General features: G+C 55.4%; 14 protein-coding genes. 5 read left to right on the top strand and 9 right to left on the bottom strand.

Going from position 1 to position 19055, the window contains the following annotated elements; all coding sequences use genetic code 11:
• Window positions 1-48: 48 nt before the first annotated feature.
• From IR195_RS15465 to IR195_RS15455, 3 genes are all read right to left on the bottom strand, one after another.
• A complete protein-coding gene (locus tag IR195_RS15465) occupies window positions 49-3204 on the bottom strand; it encodes an efflux RND transporter permease subunit (RefSeq protein ID WP_206048013.1) in 3156 nt (1051 codons plus the stop codon).
• Window positions 3204-4289 carry an efflux RND transporter periplasmic adaptor subunit gene (locus tag IR195_RS15460; protein WP_206048012.1) on the bottom strand — a complete coding sequence of 362 codons (1086 nt, stop codon included), beginning with the start codon at window positions 4287-4289 and terminating at the stop codon, window positions 3204-3206. The genes IR195_RS15465 and IR195_RS15460 overlap by 1 nt, the downstream gene beginning before the upstream one ends.
• Before the next feature lie 112 nt (window positions 4290-4401).
• Window positions 4402-6606 carry a TonB-dependent receptor domain-containing protein gene (locus tag IR195_RS15455; protein ID WP_206048011.1) on the bottom strand — a complete coding sequence of 735 codons (2205 nt, stop codon included), beginning with the start codon at window positions 6604-6606 and terminating at the stop codon, window positions 4402-4404.
• A gap of 279 nt (window positions 6607-6885) precedes the next feature.
• Between IR195_RS15455 and IR195_RS15450 the strand changes: the two genes are divergently transcribed.
• From IR195_RS15450 to IR195_RS15430, 5 genes are all read left to right on the top strand, one after another.
• Complete coding sequence (locus tag IR195_RS15450; RefSeq protein ID WP_125750759.1) at window positions 6886-7827, top strand: ABC transporter substrate-binding protein; 942 nt, start codon at window positions 6886-6888, stop codon at window positions 7825-7827.
• Between the two features lie 68 nt (window positions 7828-7895).
• Complete coding sequence (locus tag IR195_RS15445; protein ID WP_125753752.1) at window positions 7896-8864, top strand: FecCD family ABC transporter permease; 969 nt, start codon at window positions 7896-7898, stop codon at window positions 8862-8864.
• Window positions 8865-8922: 58 nt separating this feature from the next.
• Window positions 8923-10065 (top strand): FecCD family ABC transporter permease, encoded by a 1143-nt coding sequence (locus IR195_RS15440; RefSeq protein WP_125750756.1) that lies wholly within the window; start codon window positions 8923-8925, stop codon window positions 10063-10065.
• A complete protein-coding gene (locus tag IR195_RS15435) occupies window positions 10062-10901 on the top strand; it encodes an ABC transporter ATP-binding protein (RefSeq protein ID WP_241006741.1) in 840 nt (279 codons plus the stop codon). The genes IR195_RS15440 and IR195_RS15435 overlap by 4 nt, the downstream gene beginning before the upstream one ends.
• Before the next feature lie 77 nt (window positions 10902-10978).
• Window positions 10979-12814, top strand: a complete 1836-nt coding sequence (locus IR195_RS15430; RefSeq protein ID WP_206048010.1) for an ABC transporter ATP-binding protein — start codon at window positions 10979-10981, stop codon at window positions 12812-12814.
• On the opposite strand, the gene IR195_RS15425 is transcribed toward IR195_RS15430, so the two are convergent.
• From IR195_RS15425 to IR195_RS15400, 6 genes are all read right to left on the bottom strand, one after another.
• Window positions 12811-13389, bottom strand: a complete 579-nt coding sequence (locus IR195_RS15425; protein WP_206048009.1) for a PadR family transcriptional regulator — start codon at window positions 13387-13389, stop codon at window positions 12811-12813. The genes IR195_RS15430 and IR195_RS15425 overlap by 4 nt on opposite strands.
• Window positions 13390-13465: 76 nt before the next feature.
• Window positions 13466-15481 (bottom strand): TonB-dependent receptor domain-containing protein, encoded by a 2016-nt coding sequence (locus IR195_RS15420; protein WP_125750747.1) that lies wholly within the window; start codon window positions 15479-15481, stop codon window positions 13466-13468.
• A gap of 86 nt (window positions 15482-15567) precedes the next feature.
• A complete protein-coding gene (locus IR195_RS15415; protein WP_206048008.1) occupies window positions 15568-16239 on the bottom strand; it encodes an O-methyltransferase in 672 nt (223 codons plus the stop codon).
• 52 nt (window positions 16240-16291) lie between these two features.
• Entirely contained in the window at window positions 16292-17056 is a 765-nt protein-coding gene (locus IR195_RS15410; protein WP_206048007.1) for a heme ABC transporter ATP-binding protein, read from the bottom strand.
• A complete protein-coding gene (locus IR195_RS15405) occupies window positions 17056-18096 on the bottom strand; it encodes a FecCD family ABC transporter permease (RefSeq protein WP_206048006.1) in 1041 nt (346 codons plus the stop codon). Before IR195_RS15405 ends, IR195_RS15410 begins: the two co-directional genes overlap by 1 nt.
• Window positions 18093-18956: a heme/hemin ABC transporter substrate-binding protein gene (locus tag IR195_RS15400; RefSeq protein ID WP_206048005.1), complete on the bottom strand. Its 864-nt coding sequence runs from the start codon at window positions 18954-18956 to the stop codon at window positions 18093-18095. The genes IR195_RS15405 and IR195_RS15400 overlap by 4 nt, the downstream gene beginning before the upstream one ends.
• Window positions 18957-19055: the final 99 nt, after the last annotated feature.

Raw genomic sequence — 19055 nt, 5'->3', positions numbered from 1 at the left:
CGGCCACCTGATTAGGTGGCCGCCCTTTTAAGTGAACCACGTGTTTATTTACGAATGTTGGGCTTGGGCAGGCTGCGTATTGCGTTTGCTAAGCTGCAGCACGCTTATCATCAAGGCTGGCAGGAAGGTCACTGTCACGATGGAAGCTCCCAGCAAACCAAATAAGACGATCGCTCCCACGCCACGATAGAGTTCGGTGCCTTCACCGGGCAAAAACACCAATGGCGAAAGCCCGCACAGCGTTGTCAGCGTGGTAATCGCAATCGGGCGCAGGCGGGTTTGAATTGCTTGAGACACGGCTTCCTGAACGGACAGTTGCTTATCGTGAAGACGCCGCCGTGCCTGGTCGACCACCAGGATAGGGTTATTAACCACCGTCCCCATGAGTATCAAAAAGCCCAGCATGGTAATCATATCGAAGGGCTGAGTGAGTGGCGCGATGCCAATGAGAGGCAGCAAGCTACCCACTGTATTCATGGCCGCTAAACCAATAATGCCGCCTACCACGCCCAAAGGAATTGAGGTAAGGATCAGTAACGGGTATCCCCAGTGAGAGAAAATCGCTACCAAAAGCAAATAGACAATCACAATCGCAATCAAGAAATTACCCATTAGCGCGTCTCGCGTAGCATTTAACTGATCACTCGCTCCCGAAATTGAAATAGCCACTGCCGAAGATAACACCCCTTCATGGCGAAGCCGCTCCAGCATCCTCTCGGCCTGCTCAACTCCCGCTTCCAGGGCAATACTGGGTGGTGGGATGACATTCAGGGTCACCGTTCGACTACCATCGACACGACGAATAACGCTGGTATCCATGGTTTCATCAATGCTGGCGACGGCAGAGAGCGGCAATGTTGCGCCGCTGGGAGTATGGAGCAGAAGGTTGGGTAGCTGGTCCAGAGGTAGCGACCGCTGGGGGCCATAAAGATAGATATCGATCTTTTCGTCGTCGAGAAAGAAGTCATCCACATAGGCACCTTCGGTGAGTGCGGCGACCGAGAAACCGACATCTCCTGCCGCTAAGCCAAGCGCTGACGCCTGTGCCCAGTCGGGGCGAATTTGAATTAGCGGCTGATCTAGCGACAGCGAGGAGGGTTGGCTCTGAATGCGCGGATTACCAAACTCTTGGCGGGCTTCTCGGTAGAGGTTATTGGCGGCTTCATAAACAGTCGCCAAGTCTGGGCCAGAGATATCCAGGTTGATACTCCGCGTGCCGCCATCGTTACTGGAAATGATCGAGCCTTTTGAGGCAAAGGCGCGCATTCCTGGAAAGCGCTCGTAGTAACTGGTAAGTGCATCCATTAACGCTTCGATGTCGCCGGGGTCCGCTGCTTCCGCGACGATAAACAGCCGCGTCGGGGCGACTCGCATGTTCATATAGGCCAGCGGTGGCACCTCAGTGTCGCCTGCTAAAAATGCCGCTGGATCAGCGCCTACATGAGGTAAAAAGTAATCCTCTACCTGCGCGGCGATTCCCGCCATCTCCTGCAGGCTATAGCCCGGCGGTGGGCTCATCACCGCAAAGGTTTTAGGTTCCTCGCCTTCGGGTAAGTACTCGGCGGGCGGAGTGAGTACCAAGAGAGTCCAGCCGCTGATCGCTAGCGTGGTTACCAGGATCGCTCCGCGCCGAAAAGGGGTGGCGATCAAACGCTCAAGTCGTTTCCCAGCCCACGAAGGGGGAGAGGCCGCGGGGCTATTCTCATGTTGGTTGCGCATCGAAAAACTAAAGCGCGAACAGAGGGACGGCACTAGCGTAACTGCCACCAGCATTGAAGCGAAAATAGCAGCGGAAACGGCAATCGCTACATCAGAGTACAGCTGCCCAGCTTCTTCTTCGATAAACACAATCGGTAGGAACACCAAAATGGTGGTGGCTGTCGATGCTAGCGTCGCAGGCCATACTTCCTGCACGCCGCGTAGCGCCGACTCAATGCGGTCGAGCCCTAAACGGCGGTATCGCTCAATATTTTCCAGTACCACAATACTGTTATCGACGCTCATGCCTATGGCAAAGGCAATGCCTGCCATGGAAATCACGTTAATCGTGCGCCCGGTGAGCATCAGCCCTAAAAAAGCCGCAATGGTGCAGAAGGGGATGCCGATAACACCAATAAAGGTGATGCGAGCGGAGCGCAAAAACAGGTACATCACCAACGTTGCAAAGGCCGCCCCAAGTAGTAGGTTGCTCCATACATTACTGACCGAGGCTTCTACATAGCGCACATCATCGGCAGTCAACACCATTTCCATACCTGCCGGGCGCAGAATGCTATCGTTAATAGCTGCCATTTCTTCTTCAATGGCGTATTTGATATCGATGACGTTAGCACCGCTTTCCCGCCGCAGGTCCATACCAATGCCCAGTTGGCCGTTATAAAACGATAGCTGGCTTAAGCGAGACTGTCCCTGGCGGACCTCGGCAACGTCGGCAAGCCGCACGATGCTATCGCCTTGACGAGCGATAACCAGCTGCGCCAAGTCTTCAGCATCATCAAAGCGACCCAGTGTGCGTATCAGATAGCGACGTTTACCGGCTTCTAGTTCGCCCCCGGAAATATCCCGGTTACGTTGGGTGATGGCATCGCGTAACTCGGTAAGTGAAATCCCGCGCTGGGCCAGCGCGCCCGGGTCGAGCAAAATTTGTAGCTGCCGCTGAGCGCCGCCATTGACGCCGACTTCGGACACGCCTTTAACGCTTTCCATGCGGGGCCGCACACGATCGTCGATAAAGTCGTTCATCAGTTGGATATCTAGCGCCTTAGGATTACCGGGTAGCGTTCCTACGTGAAAGCGCAAAAACGCGTCTGTCGAAAAGGCGGCAGAAACAATCCGTGGCTGGTCCACATTAGAGGGATATGACGATACTTGGCTGAGCGCGTTATTGACTTGAATCAGCGCTGCCGTCATATCCACGCTAAACGGGAATTCAAGCTCAATTTCAGCGCTGCCGCTTTCGGCTATCGCCGTCATGCGGGTAAGGTTCGGCACATTGCGCAAGTACTGCTCCTGCTCAATGAGGATCTCTTTTTCGATATCCTGGGGTGTCGCTCCCGCCCAGCGCGTCTCGACCGTTATTGTGCGGGCTTCAATATCGGGAATCATCTGAACTGGGATGCGCAGCGTGGCGGCAATGCCCAGCAGCAGGAAGATTAGTGCGATAACCGTAACCAGCGTTTGCTGGCGCAAAAGGGCTGCAAACATTACTCGCTCCCCGCCGTGATATCCTCAACACTGACACCTTCGACCAGCGATTCATTGCCACGAATGACGACCTGCTCATCACCGGTGAGACCCTCGATAATTTCCACACGGTCGGCAAAGCTAATGCCCAACTGCACACGTTGTTCAGTCACGTGGTAGGTGTTGTTTTCGTTAGGGGTGGCTACCCATACGGTGACTCGCCCATCTGGGTAGCGGCTTAACGCATCGCGGGGAACCGTTAGTCCATCGCTATTGGTCGGCGCCCGTAGCACAGCATCCACTGCATTGCCTGGGTATAGGGACGCTGCTTCGGGCACATGGGCGCGTAATAGAAATGTGCGGGCACTAGGGTCACTGATCGGCACCACGGTGGCGATAGTCGTCTCATAGGTTTGTTGCCCCGCACGTAGAGTGATAAACGTTTCGCCTTGAATGGCGGTATAAAAGGTTTCGGGCACCTGAAAATCAGCGCGCAGCTCGTTTAGGTTAACCAGTCGCGCAACGCTATCTCCTGGCGTGACCCACTCACCGAGATTGATGCTGCGAGCGCTGACGACTCCATCAAAAGGAGCGTTAATTACATGGCGAGCCAGTAGCGCGCTTAGGCGCGCTTGCTCCGCTGTTAAACGCGAGCGTGCGGCGCGGGCCACGTTAACGGCACTACGGCGGGCGCTAGCCTCAGTCGCCGCGATGTTACGCCCCACGCCCACCGATTCTGCTTCTCGCAATAGCCGTTCTGCTTCCGCTAGTGTGGCCTGGGCCTCCTGCTCTGCGGCAGCCGCCGCTGCTACGTCAAAACGAGCCAGGTCGTCATCCAGCGCGATTAGCGTGTCGCCTTTGCTGACATGGTCGCCTGGATTAACTGCTACCTGAACAATTAGCCCTGCTACCGATGCTGATAGGAGGGCATCTTCCAGGGAGTTTACGGTGCCGACTAGGTTTGTTTCGGTATAAATTGGTTCGCGGTTTACCGGCGCTAGTTCAACCCTGGGGGCTGATTGCGCGAAGGAAGCACTAGAGAGCATTAGGCCGCAGAGCAACAGTAGAACCAAGGCAAGATAGCGGACGAGCGGGTGCGCGGTCATGACGGACAGTTCCCTAATAAACATCGAATTCGCTGTTAAGCGGGCGTAAAAAAGCCCTGGCGCATGGCCAGGGCAGTAAGTCAGCATTGAAACAGTAAGGAAACCTCGTGTATTAGAAATCGTACGTGGCAGAAACCCAGAAGCTGCGGCCATCCAACGCTACGCCATCGGTAGAACGGCCCGTTTGGGTAAAGCGATAAGCCAGCAGTGTATCGCCGTTGTGCACGAAGGTATCGGCGCCGGTGAAGTCTTTATCGAATAGGTTGTAGATGGTGCCGGTTAGACGCACGTTGTCACTGAAGCGGTAGGAACTGCGCAAGTTGAACAGCTCGTAGCCGTCCAGTTTGTTGCCTAGCTGCTCGACAAGCGAGGCGGATTCACCGCTTACATCGCCCACGAAACGCTCGCGGGAAGAGTAGTACTCACCTTCCAGCGTGGTGCTCCAGCGATCATTGATCGCCCAGGTCAGGTCGGCGGTCAGCTTGTGGTCAGGCGTATTGGTGAGCACCTGACCTTCATTAGCACCCGAGGTGATTTCGGAATCTGTGAAGGTGTAGCCACCGCTAACTCGCCACGCAGGGGCAATCTGATAGCTAGCATTTAGTTCCACACCGCGGGTTTCGGCTTCGTCGATATTGGTCAACTGACCGAAGCTCTCCTGCTGGGTGAAGTTGCCGACGCTCAAGCAGTTCGCCAATCCTGCGTTCGGCGTATTACCGTTGCTGTCGACGAATTGGCAGTTAGGAATGTCCGCAGCACTGGCAATACGGTCGGTGAACTGGTTGTAGAACACCGTCGCACCTGCCGAGAAACCGCTCTGGTTGTCGTAGACCGCGCCAATTTCGTAGTTGGTGCTCTTTTCTGGCTCTAGGTCCGGCGAACCAATGTTCACTGTGGTGCCCTGGCCGCCAAAACCATTGATACCGCTGTGCAGGTCATTCAGGCTTGGCGTTTTGTAACCACGGCTCACGCCACCTTTGAGTGTCCAGTTTGGCGTGGTGTTCCATGCCAAGTAGCCGCGTGGGCTAAAGTGACCGCCAAAGGCATCGTGGTGCTCATAGCGGCCCCCCAGGGTCAATGCAAGGTTGTCTCGTAGCATCCACTCGTCTTCGGCAAACAGTGCCCAACTGGTTTGTTCGAAGGTAATGTCGCCTGCGGTACCGTCCTGAAGCTCGGCATCAATGTACTGGCCGCCAATGGTGGCGATATGGTCGCCCAGAGGTGCCACAAACTTGGTATCAACGATGATGTCGCGGCTCTCCAGCAGACGGTCTTCACCGCCTTGGGCTTCGTAGCCGTAATCCGGCGCGCTGCCCGCTGGCAGCGTGCGGCCAAGCGTTTCGGTGAAGTTGCGCGTTATGCTGCTTTCCCAGGTGCCTGCGCTATAGTGGCCTGTGTGGCCAATAGCGATCTGGTCGCGGTTGAAACGCAGCTCATCTTTATAGCCGTTAACGCTGCCGGGTGAAGGCTGTCCTGCACGATTGGTACCGTCCTGGGTGCCCAGTCGGTTATCGTCGTTGGAGTACACTTGGCGGGCGCGCTCGGCGTCTAGCCAGAACTCGTTCGCTTCGTCCGGTGTAACGTTCAAACGCCCACCGATGGAGTAAATGCGTGCTTCGGTAGGTCGTGGGTCGCGGCCAGCACTGTTTTCGACCATTCGCTCAGAGCTGTCTCGATCGAATAGGCGGCCACGCACTTGTAGGCCAACGGTATCTTCCACAAGCGGCCCGGCGCTATAAAGGTTGATCGTCGAGCTGTTGCCTGCATCTCGATCCTCCTGGAAGGTATTTTCGACGCTCACCGAACCCGCCCAGTCTTCACCGATACGGCGTGTGATGATGTTGATTACCCCGCCCATGGCGTCTGAACCATAGAGCGTCGACATTGGGCCGCGAATGACCTCGATACGTTCGATGGCAGAGAGCGGTGGCATAAAGCTGGTAGAGGTTGCGCCAAAGCCGTTAGGCGTGACGCTGCCTGAGGTGTTCTGACGACGGCCATTGATCAAAATCAGTGTGTAGTCGCTAGGCATGCCACGGATAGAGATATTCATTCCACCCGTTTTTCCCGTGCCCGCGCGCACGTCGACGCCCGGCACGTTAGCAATTGCTTCGGCAATATTAGAGAACTGTTTTTGCTCCAGTTCTTCACGTGTGACCACGGCAATACTCGCAGGAGCGTTATTCAACGACTGCTCATACCCAGCAGCAGTAACCACCACATTATTCAACTGGGTATTTTCTTGAGCTAACGCTGCGGTGGCGGTGACGCTAAGAGCGACGGCGCTGGCTAACGCGGTGCGAGTGAAGCGTGGCATGGTGATCCCCTGAGATGAAACTTATTTGCTAATGAAAACTGTTATCAATCGAGGTGGTGATTCTAAGAAGAAAAGTTCCCATATGCGAGTTTGTTTCATCGAACATTGCGTTGCCAAATGTCGAACAAAGTTGTGAGAAAAATATACCCCTATAAGGTTGTTAGGCGGCTAACTGAGCAGGTGTTGCTGTATCTGGAACGTTCGATTCGTTGGAATAATAATGCAAGTGCTTTTGAGAATCGTTATTATCATCACCATAAACTCTCAGGAGCGTTACTTATGGGTTACTCATCGCTGCGCAACGGACTAGTAGGTATTGTAGTAGGCGGGTTATTGGTAGGCGGGTCGTTAGCAAGCGTTGCTCAGGCGCGCACGCTGGATACCGCATACGGAGACGTTGAAGTTAATGATGCGCCAGAGCGTGTTGTCACTCTGTATGAGGGGGCGTTAGATGCTGCGTTAGCCGCGGGCGTTACCCCCGTTGGCGCGATCACTACGCGCGGTGGCGATAATGTTGCTGAGTATGTGGAAGCCCACTTTAATGGCGAGCGTCCTGAGATTGTCGGCGTTACACGTGAAATCAATATTGAAGCGGTTTTGGCCCAGCAGCCCGACTTAATTTTGGCCGCGGCTCAGCTATCGGAAGAGCAGTACCAGTTGCTATCGCGCATTGCGCCCACCGTGGTGCCGCATGCCCAGCCGTTAGCGTTTGATAGTTGGAAAGCGGAAGCGCGGCTTTATGGACAGGCACTTAACCGTGAAGCAGAAATCGACGATGCTATTGCGACCGTCGACCAACGTATCAGTGAATTGGCCGCTGCGATTGATGATGCTAACGCGGGTGGCACCGCGGTGCTGGCTCGCTGGATGCCCAATGGCCCGATGGTGATGTCCAAAGAGCTAATCGCCACTGGGCTGTTAGCGGAGGTGGGGTTAGAGGTTCAGGATGCCGGTCTGGTTGCTGAAGGTCACCCCCATAGCGATATACTCAGCCTTGAAAATCTTTCCCAAGTGGACAGCGATTGGCTGTTTTTGGCTACGCTAAACGCCGATGGTCAAGCGGCGTTAGATGCCGCCAAGCAAAGCGCAGCCTTCACACGTTTAGACGTTGTTAAACGAGACCAGGTTGTGGCGGTGAATGGCCAGCTGTGGAGCAGTGCTAATGGCCCGCTAGCCGCCCAAGCCATTTTGGACGACATTGAGAACGCATTGTTGCCGTGAAAGATGCCGTGACATCACTATCTAGCGCAGTGAGTAGCGCCAGTCGGCGCTACGCTCCCCGTACATGGCTGCTTATTCTGCTCACCGCCCTTGTGGCGGTGAGCGTCGTTAGTTTACTAATTGGGGCAGGGGAGGTAGGGCCCCGCCGAGTGTTGGGTTTGCTGTATGGGGTAAGCGACAGTGAGGCGCAGTTTATCGTCTGGGAACTTCGCGCTCCGCGTACCTTAATTGGCATTGTGGTAGGCATTGCGCTGGGCGTTGCCGGGGCGCTGCTACAAGCCATCTCCCGCAATCCGCTCGCCGAGCCTGGCCTGCTGGGGGTTAGCGCAGGGGCGGCCTTTGCGGTAGCGCTGGCACTGGTGCTAGGGGCTAGCGCTGCCACGCTACGCATTTCGGTTGCTCAGTTAGGGGCGTTGATCGGCTGTGTGTGTGTCCTCAGCGTGGCGCGTTTTCGCGGAGTGGGAAATGACCCCGTGCGTTTAGTGTTGGCGGGGGCGGCATTTTCTGGGCTGTTAGGCTCGCTCACCTCATTAATGCTGCTGTACGACCAGCGCGCCGCTGATGAAATTCGTTTTTGGGTGGTAGGCAGCCTAGCAGGAAGACGGCTGGATGATCTTGTCGCGGTGCTGCCGAGCTTACTGGTTGCTGCCATCGCTGTGGTGATCATGGCGCGGCCGCTGGCGGCACTAGCGTTAGGCGAGCGAGCGGCGAGTGGCCTGGGGCATCACCCCACGCTGATCCGTTGGGTAGCCGTTGGTTGCGTGGCTCTGCTGGTTGGTGCGGCAACTGCGATTGCTGGGCCGATCGCCTTTGTTGGGCTGGTGGTGCCATTTGTCGCGCGCGCGTTTGCCGGGCCTGATATTCGCCGCACGCTGTGGTTTTGCCTGCCCATTGGCCCATTGATTGTACTCTCGGCAGATATTATCTCGCGTGTTGTCGTTGCGCCTTCTGAGCTGCCATTAGGGGTGCTTACCGCGCTATGTGGCGCACCGGTACTTATTGCCGTGGTGCGTGCTAAGCGATTACCCATGCTATAGCTTTTTTTAAACACCCTGCCGCCCAGGCGTCTTGGTGTCATCTTGGTGATGTGTTGATATGAAAATAATGGCGAATCATCCGCCTTTAACGGATGTTGTCACTCCCAGCCATGTTTTAAACAATGTGCCAGTCGATGCCGCAGCACATGCTGGTAGCGTGCCAGTACCAGAAGGCTACTGGCATATCGTGCTACCCCGTTGGGGCTATAGTTTTCTGTTCGAAAAGCGCGCGCTAGCGGTCAATATTGGTTTGTTGATTGCGTTGCTGGCATCTTGCTTGCTCTATCTAAGCTTAGGAAGCGTACCGCTGGCGCCTAGTGAGGTTATTCCTGCCGTGCTAGGTAAGGGCGACGTAATGACGGCTTTTATGGTGCAGGAGCTGCGTTTGCCTCGTTTGGCCGCTGCTTGTTTTACCGGGGCGGCGTTCGCACTTTCAGGTATTTTGATGCAAACCCTGGCACGCAATCGCCTAGCCACACCCGGCATTATCGGTATTGATAATGGCGCAACGGCCTTCGCGGTAGCTTCAGTTGTAGGTATGGGTGTGTCTATTGCGCCACCCGCGATGGCATTGGCTGGAGCAACAACCGCCACCGTGCTGACCTTTGGACTCGCGGCGGGCAGTGGCACCCAAGGATACCGGTTTATTGTCGCGGGCATTGGCGTGGGGGCGGTGTTTGGTGCTGTCACCCAATTAATGCTGGCGCGGGTAGCGATTGACGTCGCCAATGCCGCCTACCCATGGACAGTGGGATCGCTCAACGCTCGTCCTGGAGGCGCAGTACAACTGCTGGGGATTGGTTTGGTATTGGGGGTGATTACCGCCTTGGCGCTGGCGCGTTCACTGACACTACTACGCTTTAAAGATGCCACCGCCAGTGGTCTCGGGCTTCGTGTTAAAGCCCGCAGGCTACAGATCCTGATGCTATCCGTCGTGCTTACCGCCTTTGCGGTTGCTGTGGCCGGTCCAGTGGGTATGGTTGCGCTGATTGGCCCAGAGATTGCCCGCTCTCTTTCCAGTGCTCGACATGTGCCGATCCTAGCTGCCACCTTAGCTGGCGCTTTAGTGATGCTGTTGGCCGACCTTGCCGGGCGCACCCTCTTAGCGCCGATTGAAATTCCCGTTGGCATTGTTACCGCAGTGGTTGGCGGGCCTTGGCTGTTATGGATATTAATGCGCCCACAACGGAGCCGCCCATGAACAACTCATCTCGTTTGCCAGGCCAAGTATCAGCAACGCCTGTTTCACCAACGCTAGCCACCAATGCGTTGTGCATGAGCTACGGCCAGCACCGAGTGATTGAAAACCTGGGCGTTAGCCTGCCTAGCGGACAGGTCACCGCCATTGTTGGCCCTAACGGCTGCGGTAAATCAACGCTGCTTTCCGGCCTTGCTCGTTTGCACAAGCCAGACAGCGGCGCGGTACTGCTGGATAGCCAGGATATTCAACGCCTGCCTGCGCGTCAGTTAGCCACTCAGTTAGCCTTGCTGCCCCAAGAGGCGGTGGCCCCGGAAGGCTTAACCGTTACGGAATTGATTCGCTTTGGTCGTCAGCCCCACCAAGGCTGGCTGCGTCAATGGTCGGCGGAAGACCAGCGCGTGGTGCAGTACGCGCTCGATGCCGCTGGTTTGGAAGACCTCGCCGACCGGCCGCTAGAAGCGCTTTCCGGTGGCCAACGCCAGCGTGCCTGGATCGCCATGACCATTGCTCAGCAAACGCCGCTTGTGCTTTTAGATGAGCCCACCTCTGCGCTAGACTTAGGCCATCAGATTGAAGTGTTTGAGCTAGTGCGCCACTTGGCTTGCCATGGCCGCACGGTGGTGATGGTATTGCACGACCTCGCCAGTGCTTGTCGTTATTCAGACAACCTGATTGCGATGCGTGAAGGCCAGATTATTGCTCAGGGAGCACCTGCTGAGGTGGTGACACCCGAGCTAGTGCGCGAGCTTTACCAAGTAGACTGTACGCTGCTGCTTGACCCGGATACCGGCAGCCCCTTGCTGGCTAACGTGCGCCGCGTGGCTCAGCCTGTCTAAGCGCTACCCAGCAACTTCTAGCCACCGCTCTCGTTCTCTCTACATAATTCTTTCGATAACTTCTAAAAGGAACCGATGTGGCTTCTTCACCACTTCGCGCTCAAGCGACGTCTTCAAACCAAAGCTTTCAAGCGCTCCTACGACTGCTGCGCTATGCCAAAGGTTACCGGCGGCGGATTGCCGCGGCTACTGCCTGTTCTATTATCAATAAACTGTTTGATATCGCTCCGGAAATTCTGATCGGTGTGGCGATTGACGTGGTGGTGAATCAGGAAAACAGCTTTGTTGCGCGGCTGGGTTTTGAAACGCCTCATCAGCAAATCACCATCCTAGCGGTGCTGACGTTCTTTATCTGGGCGGGGGAGTCGCTGTTCGAGTACCTGTTCCAAATTCTCTGGCGCAACCTTGCCCAGCGGCTACAGGCCGATATGCGCCAGGACACCTACGAGCACGCCCAGCGCTTGGATATGGCATTTTTCGAATCTAAAAGCTCCGGCCAGCTTGTCGCCACCATGAACGACGACGTGAACCAGTTGGAGCGCTTCCTGGATGGCGGAGCCAACGCGCTGATTCAAGTGGGTGTGACGGTAATCGCGGTAGGCGCCGTGTTCTTTGTGTTGTCACCGCTGATTGCGCTGCTGGCGTTCACGCCGATTCCGCTGATTATCTGGGGCGCCTTCTTTTTCCAACGCAAAGCCGGGCCGCTGTATAGCGATGTGCGTGAAAAGGTGGGGGATCTTGCCAGCCGCCTTTCCAACAACCTAAGTGGCATTGCCACCATCAAAAGCTTTACCAGTGAAGCACGGGAAGCCGAGCGCCTCCGCGATGCCAGTGAAGCCTATTTGGAGGCCAACCGCCGGGCGATAAAGGTCAGCTCCGCGTTTATACCCGTGATCCGTATGGCGATTCTGGCGGGCTTTCTCGCTACCTTTACCGTCGGCGGCATGATGGCGCTAAACGGCAGCCTGAATGTAGGCGCTTACGGCGTCTTGGTTTTCCTTACCCAGCGCTTGCTGTGGCCGCTCACCGGTCTTGCCCAAGTGATCGACCTGTTCGAGCGCGCGATGGCCAGCACCAAGCGGATTCTCGACCTGCTGGAAGTGCCAATCACAGTTAAAGATCAAAGTGCGACGCCTCTCACTGCACCTGTGAAAGGCGAGGTGCGGTTCGAAGCAGTGAGCTTCCACTACGCCGCTAGCCAAGTAGGCGTGAATGGCGTTGATCTGCACGTGCCCGCAGGCAACACCCTAGCGCTGGTAGGCGCTACCGGTTCCGGTAAATCGACCCTGATCAAATTGCTGCTGCGCTTTTACGACCCCGCCAGCGGCCGCGTACTGGTCGATGGCCAGCCGATCACACAGGTCAGCATGCACTCGCTGCGCCAAGCGATAGGCTTGGTGAGTCAGGATGTGTATCTGTTTGAAGGCAGCATTCGCGACAATATTGCTTACGGCAAACCCGATGCCTCAGAGGACGCGATTATTGACGCCGCGAAAACCGCCGAAGCCTGGAGTTTTATTGAAACGTTGCCCCAAGGGTTGGAGACCCCGGTTGGCGAGCGAGGGGTATTGCTCTCAGGTGGCCAACGTCAGCGGCTTTCCCTGGCTAGGGCGCTGCTTAAAGATCCGCCAATCCTGGTGCTGGATGAAGCCACTAGCGCGGTGGACAACGAAACTGAAGCTGCCATTCAGCGTTCGCTAAAGCGCATCGCCCATGGCCGCACGGTGATTATGATTGCCCATCGACTTTCAACCATTGTGCATGCCGATGAAATCGTGGTGATTGAAAAAGGACGCGTTGCTGAGCGCGGTAACCACTCAAGCTTGCTGGAGGTTGATGGCCACTATGCGGCCCAGTGGCGAGTACAAACCGGCGCCGCCCAGGCAGGCGATTTAGCCGTGCTCGAACATTAATTAGAATGACGCTGAGTGCAGGCACGAATGCGTTCTGCAGCATCGCGTAAAATGGTTAGCACCTCTTCCTGCGCTTCTAAGGAGAGGTGCTGCGTCTTGTAAAGAGCAGCCTTAAGATCCATCCGGGCTGTCATGAGTTCTTGCGCCATGGGTAGCGCTTGGCTGGGGGATTCAGTCGTTTCGCTGAGTACTTCATGTAGGCGCTGCAATTTCTGGCCTGCGCGCTGCAGTTGCTGATAGATCTGTTCTCCACTATCACGTCGAGTAGTCAGGTAGCGCTTCCCTTCATCGGTTAAGGCGTAATATTTACGCCGTCCTCGCCGCTCTTTTACCAAACACCGCTGTTCGGTTAGCTTGGCCAGTACCGGGTAAAGCATGCCAGGGCTAGGCCGATAAAAGCCTTTTGAAAGCGTTTCTATTGCTTGGGCTAAGTCGCTTCCGTAGCGAGGTGTGTCCGTTAACAGGATAAGCACCAGAAGGCCCAGTTCATGATTAGATAGCTTGCGGGTGGCGGGCATTCCAAGTGGCAATGCTGCCTCGGGTTGGGGGGCATCAACGGATGAAGAATCCTGCATAAGCTGATGGTTTCGCTATGTTATTAGTGTGTTGTGCGAGAAGGGCAGCAGGGAGTTGCTGCCCAGCGTATATGTTTTAGAACGTTACGTTAAGACCTGCATTAAAGCGTCGCCCATCCAGTAGCCGTCCATAGTCATCGAAATTGATATCCTTGTCGAGCAGGTTGTAAATCCCGCCATAAATACTCACCGTTTCGCTTAATTGGTGGCGAATACCAACATCTACCAGCGTATAGCTTGGGTAAGCACGGCTTAATCCTCTGCGCCCAGCGATCTGCTCAGCCTCGCCTTTGTAGCGCGCTTGCGACCATAGCTGTGTATCTGCGGTTGCCTCCCAATCGAGTCCCAAGGTGGCGCGGTGCCGCGGCTGGTCGTTTAGCGGCAGGCCACTATTTTCACCGGAGCGCTGTTTGCTGTCGGTGAACGTGTAGCTGGTGCTCAATGAAACATGCTCTCCGATGGGGATATCCAGTGTTAGTTCAGCACCATTGACGGTCGCTTCATCAACATTCATATATTGCGCAATGGCAGTGTATTCCTGTCCTTGATATAGGCAGAGCGCATCGCCTTCGCGAGTATCACAGACGGTAGGCTTTTCGATCTTGTCGCGATAATCTGTATGGAACAATGTCGTGCTTAGCTCTAGGCCTGACTCACTTTGCCAAAGAGCAGATAGCTCATACGTGGTGCTCTTTTCAGCTTCCAGGTTGGTGTTGCCCACATCGCGGCAGTCTGCACAACGCGGGCCACCGCCGCCCTCGATCCAGTTGGAATCTCCCTCTTTAAGATCTGGCGTGCGATAGCCTGCACTAACTCCTCCTTTCAGGGTGAGTTGTGGGGTTGCATTGAAGACACCATAAAGCCGTGGAACAATCTCGGAGCCGTAGTTCTCATCGTTAACCCAGCGTGCCCCTGTGGTCAGTGAGAACTGATCGGTCAGGAACCATTCGTCTTCAGCAAATAGAGCCATATCCCAGCGTTCTAAGTTAGCTTTTCCGAACCCTCGTCCTGGATTTTCCGTGCGCTGTTCACGCGCTTGAGCGCCTAGGGTTAGTAAGTGGTCACTTAGTGGTATAACCGTTGATGTATTGGCGGTCAAACGCTCATAGACCGAACGATAAGACGTATCATCCTGACGCAATTCGGTGCGTTGTAAATAGCTGCGAGTGGTTAGTCGATCGCCCCACTGCAAAGTATGACGAAGGGATTGTTGCTGACGTCGTGTCTCCAGTTCGTTGGCGTTGCCGGTTTTGTCTGTCGTACCTTCTGTATCCTGCGTACCGTAGCCCGCTTCAAGCTGAAGACGGTTGGCGTCGTTGGGCGTCCAGTCCAGCTGGGCGGTTAGATCTCTTCGGTCATAGCCACGGTAGCCGTCTTGAATGGTATCCTCATCACGGCTAAGTACTGAGCCGGTAATAGTGGCCGCGAGAGTGTCTTCGATCAGTGGGCCGCTTACGCGGAACTGCGATTGGTGGCGGTCGCCGGACGCCGAATCCTGTTGAATCATTGTGTCGACATTGACCGAGCCGCCCCAGTTCTCACGGGCGCCTTGAGTAATAACATTGATCACTCCACCCAGAGCGTCCGACCCATAGAGCGTGGACATGGGGCCACGAATCACTTCGATGCGCTCAATGGCAGAAATCGGCGGTAGCCAGCCGAACTCAGCGCCACTACCGTAACCGTTGTAGTACGCCTGCTGTGACCCTTGGGGCACACCGTCCACCAGGATTAGCGTATATTTGCTATCCATGCCGCGGATGGAAATCTCGCCTGTGCCCCCTTTGCCCGAAGGCCCGTCATCGAAATACACGCCAGGTACACTTTCAAGCGCTTCGGTAATATCGCGAAATGAGCGGCCTTCGAGCTCCTCCTTGGTAATGACAGAAATACTGGCAGGCGCATTAGCGGGGTCAACCGCATAGCCAGAGGCCGCCGCTGAGGTCACTGTCAGCGTAGATAGCTCCGTGTTGTTGGTTTGCGCTTGCGCTTGAGAAAGCATCAATCCACCCAGAATCAGGCTACTTAGTGGAATCAATTTTCCAGAAGCCAAAAGCGTTGCACAGGGGCGTTTTATAGGCGTAGTAATCATAGCTAACTCGTAGATTCCTTGAATGAATATGAGTTGCTAGTGACGGTATGCGGTTGAAACCGCTTATGGTTATTGGGTGTTATTGTTTATTCGCCGTGATATTGGGATACGCTGATCTCGCCTTTTTCCAAGGACATGATTCGCGATGTAAACGCCGGATTGCTCAGAAGTGTGTGTCGAAAATCGCCTGGCTCACCTGCAAAGTGGTTCAGGTTATCGGCGACAACAAAAGCGTTAGGTTTCAGCTTTGGTCGAAGCATATCCAGCACCGGCTGGTAAAGGCTCTTGTCTCCATCCAGAAAGACAAAATCGATGGGGGTGGGAAGCTCACTTAGCGTCTCCATCGCATCCCCCAAGCGAATCTCAACGCGATGATCCAGGCCCGCGTCGTTTAAGTTGGCCAGGGCATGTTCCCGCTTGTTGGCGTAGTACTCACTGCCGATGACAGTGCCATCGTTATCTTCCGCCGCTGCGGCCAGGTAGAGGGTAGAAATACCAAAGGAGCTGCCAAACTCAACAATAGTGCGAGCATGGCAGGCACGGGCCAGCATATAAAGTAGCGCACCTTGGCCTGGGGAAATGGCGAGATAAGCATGCTGAAAATGGTCGGCCTCTTTAAATGAGCGCCAGCCTTTAGGGGCAGCCTGCTGTTCCGATTGCTCGCGGGCGGCTTGGCGCTTCGCCCGCTGCTCTAACGCTGCGGCATGCTCGCGTTGAAGGGTTGCGACAACGTTGTCGCGATCAAGGGTAGAGCTCATAGGGCGTCTCCTGTGGCAGTGACTATGGGGCTGATGAGGTTGGTCGTGGGTATTAGGTGTCCGAAGGGGCAGTCACGACCACCGGGCAGCCACGTTTGGGGTGAGTGAGTACACACACATCCTGCTGATAAATGTTTTCCAGCAACTTCTGATTGAGCACATCCCAGGGCGCCCCTGTTGCTATGAGCTTGCCTGCGTCTAAAAGAGCCAACTGATCAGCATGAGCCGCCGCCAGATTAAGGTCATGCATCACCGCGACCACGCAGTGCCCCCGCGCTGCCCACTGGGAGGCTAGTTGCATTAACCGTTCTTGATGGCGTAGGTCGAGCGCAGCAGTCGGTTCATCCAGCAGTAGAATGGGGGTTTCCTGTACTTGCACACGGGCAAAGGTGGTGCGTGCTTGCTCGCCGCCGGAAAGCGTCATGGCGTTGCGTTGGCGCAAAGCCAAAATCTCGACCCGCTGCATGGCGGCCTCAACACGGCTATCGTCCTCTCCGGGTGGCAAGTCGCGCATTGCGCGCCCCATACGAACGACATCTTCTACGCAGTAACCAAAGCGCAGAACGCTATCTTGAGGCATCACCGCACGTTCGGCAGCTAAGTCACGAATGCTGTAACTGGTGAGTGGCTGCCCGTTCAGCCATACGTCTCCTTGGGAGGGGCGGTGGTCGCCTGCCATTACGCCTAGCAGCGTTGATTTCCCTGCGCCATTGGGGCCAATTAATGCGGTAACGCTACCTTTTGAGCAGGTCAGCGACACATCATCCAGCAGCGTTTTTGAGCCGATGTTAAGCGATACATTGTGTAGTTCGAGCATTAGCGAATGCCCCCCACGCGTTGTCTCGCGACCAGCCATAGGAAGAAAGGGCCACCCAACGTTGCGGTAAGAATGCCAATCGGCATTTCATTGGGAGGGTCAAGGCTGCGCGCACCCAGATCGGCCAGCATCAATAAAAGGCCGCCCCCCAGGGCGCTCAAGGGTAAAAGGTGGCGATGGCCTGGGCCAATCAATGTTCGAAACAGGTGCGGGATCACCAACCCAACAAATCCGATAGTGCCGCTAAAAGCCACCGCTGCGGCGGTCAATACTGCGGTTAAACCAATCAGTTGAAGGCGCAGGCGCTTCACATCGACTCCCGCGTGGCGTGCCTGACGCTCGCCAAGAGCCAGTAAATCCAAGGAGGCCGATTGGCGAAGGAGTAAAGCGCAGCCTATTAGAACAAGGGGGGCAATAACCATCACCGGTACCCAGGAGGCCCGAGCCAGTGATCCCATCGACCAGAACATCAGATTTTCTAGCTGCTCAACGCTGGCAAGGTAAGTAAGGTAGCCCGTGACAGCCCCAATCACCGCATTAATCGCAATGCCGATTAGTAGCAGACGGGCGTTGTCACTGCCCGCTTCTGAAGGCTTGGCCAGTAGGTAGATCAGCCATGTGGTAAGAAAGCCACTGGCAAAAGCACCGACAGGGAGCGTCCAGACGCCTAGCGTATTGATGCCGAGGACAATGATAGCGACCGCACCGAGAGAGGCGCCAGCACTGACGCCTACAATGCCAGGGTCTGCCAGCGGATTGCCGAATAAGCCCTGCATGGCCGCCCCGGCACTGGCCAGCGCCGCTCCAATAAATAGTGCCATTAGTGCACGAGGTAAACGCAATTCCCAAAAAACGGCATGCGCTATACGATGCTCTTCCGCGCTTGCAAAGGGTGATGAGATCACAGCCCATAAGTCGCTGGTAGACAAGGAGATAACCCCGCTCACCGTGGTTAGGATGAGGCAAAATAGCGTTAGACTGGCCAATATCCCGTAGCTATATGAGCCGAGCGTAAAACGGAAAGAAGGGCGCATTTTCATGGTGTGTGTAGCGCCTCAGCCAGCTTGAGGGTGGCAACTCCGCTGCTGGCGGCGTCAAATTTAAGCGCAGCATGATCCATTACGATCAGGTGGTTATTCACAGCGGCAGGCGTATGGGCGAGGCCTGGAATATGTTCCCAAATGCCATCAGCGTTACCCAACTGTGTCAATTCAAGGTCTGAGACGACCACCGCATCGGGTGCCATGGACATCACACCTTCGGCACTCAGCGTTTGGTAGCGCTCCAACCCCGCCTCGGCGCCGACATTAATACCTCCCGCCCGCTCAATCAGTGCATGGGCAGAAGTTTCCGCCCCTGCTCCGGTGACTGCCCCGGAGCTACCTGCACCGCTACTGGAGATGTGCAGTACACGGGGTGTTTGCGTTTGTGGGATCGTCGCTGCCTGCTGATAAGCCTGCTCAATGCGGGCTATTAACACCTCGCCTTGTGCTTGGCGACCGATTAGTTCAGCAATGCGCTTAATGCGTTCTATAGCCGGTAGCGAGCGATCAATCATATGCTCTGGAATGCCTAAACGTGTGATTTGATCCAATACGGGGAGTGTGCGCCCCGGATTACCAGCCAACACCAACTGTGGGTCGACTTCTAAAATGCTCTCGATAGACGGTGTCCGGTGGAAGCGTTCTGCCTGAGGGTAATCGCCTTCCATTGAGGGATCTTCGGGCACCAAGACAAGCGCATTCTCCATGCCTAACGCGGCAATTATTTCGACGTGTCCTGGGTCTATCACCACAATGCGCTCAAGCGAGGCGTTAGCCAACGCGTTTAGAGGCGTGCTGACGAGTAGAGCCATTAGGCTAAAAATGCCTAAACGAAAAGAGAAGTTAAGCGGTTTCATGCGTATGTCCCTTTCTATTTATCTTACGATAATTTAAATGATAATCATAATCAATAGTAAGGGCGAATGGGTATGAATATAGTTAAATGTCGGCTGCTA

Origin of the sequence: Vreelandella venusta, assembly GCF_015689495.1 — a bacterium.
GTDB lineage: Bacteria > Pseudomonadota > Gammaproteobacteria > Pseudomonadales > Halomonadaceae > Vreelandella > Vreelandella venusta.
This window is presented reverse-complemented; position numbering and strand designations above follow the sequence as displayed.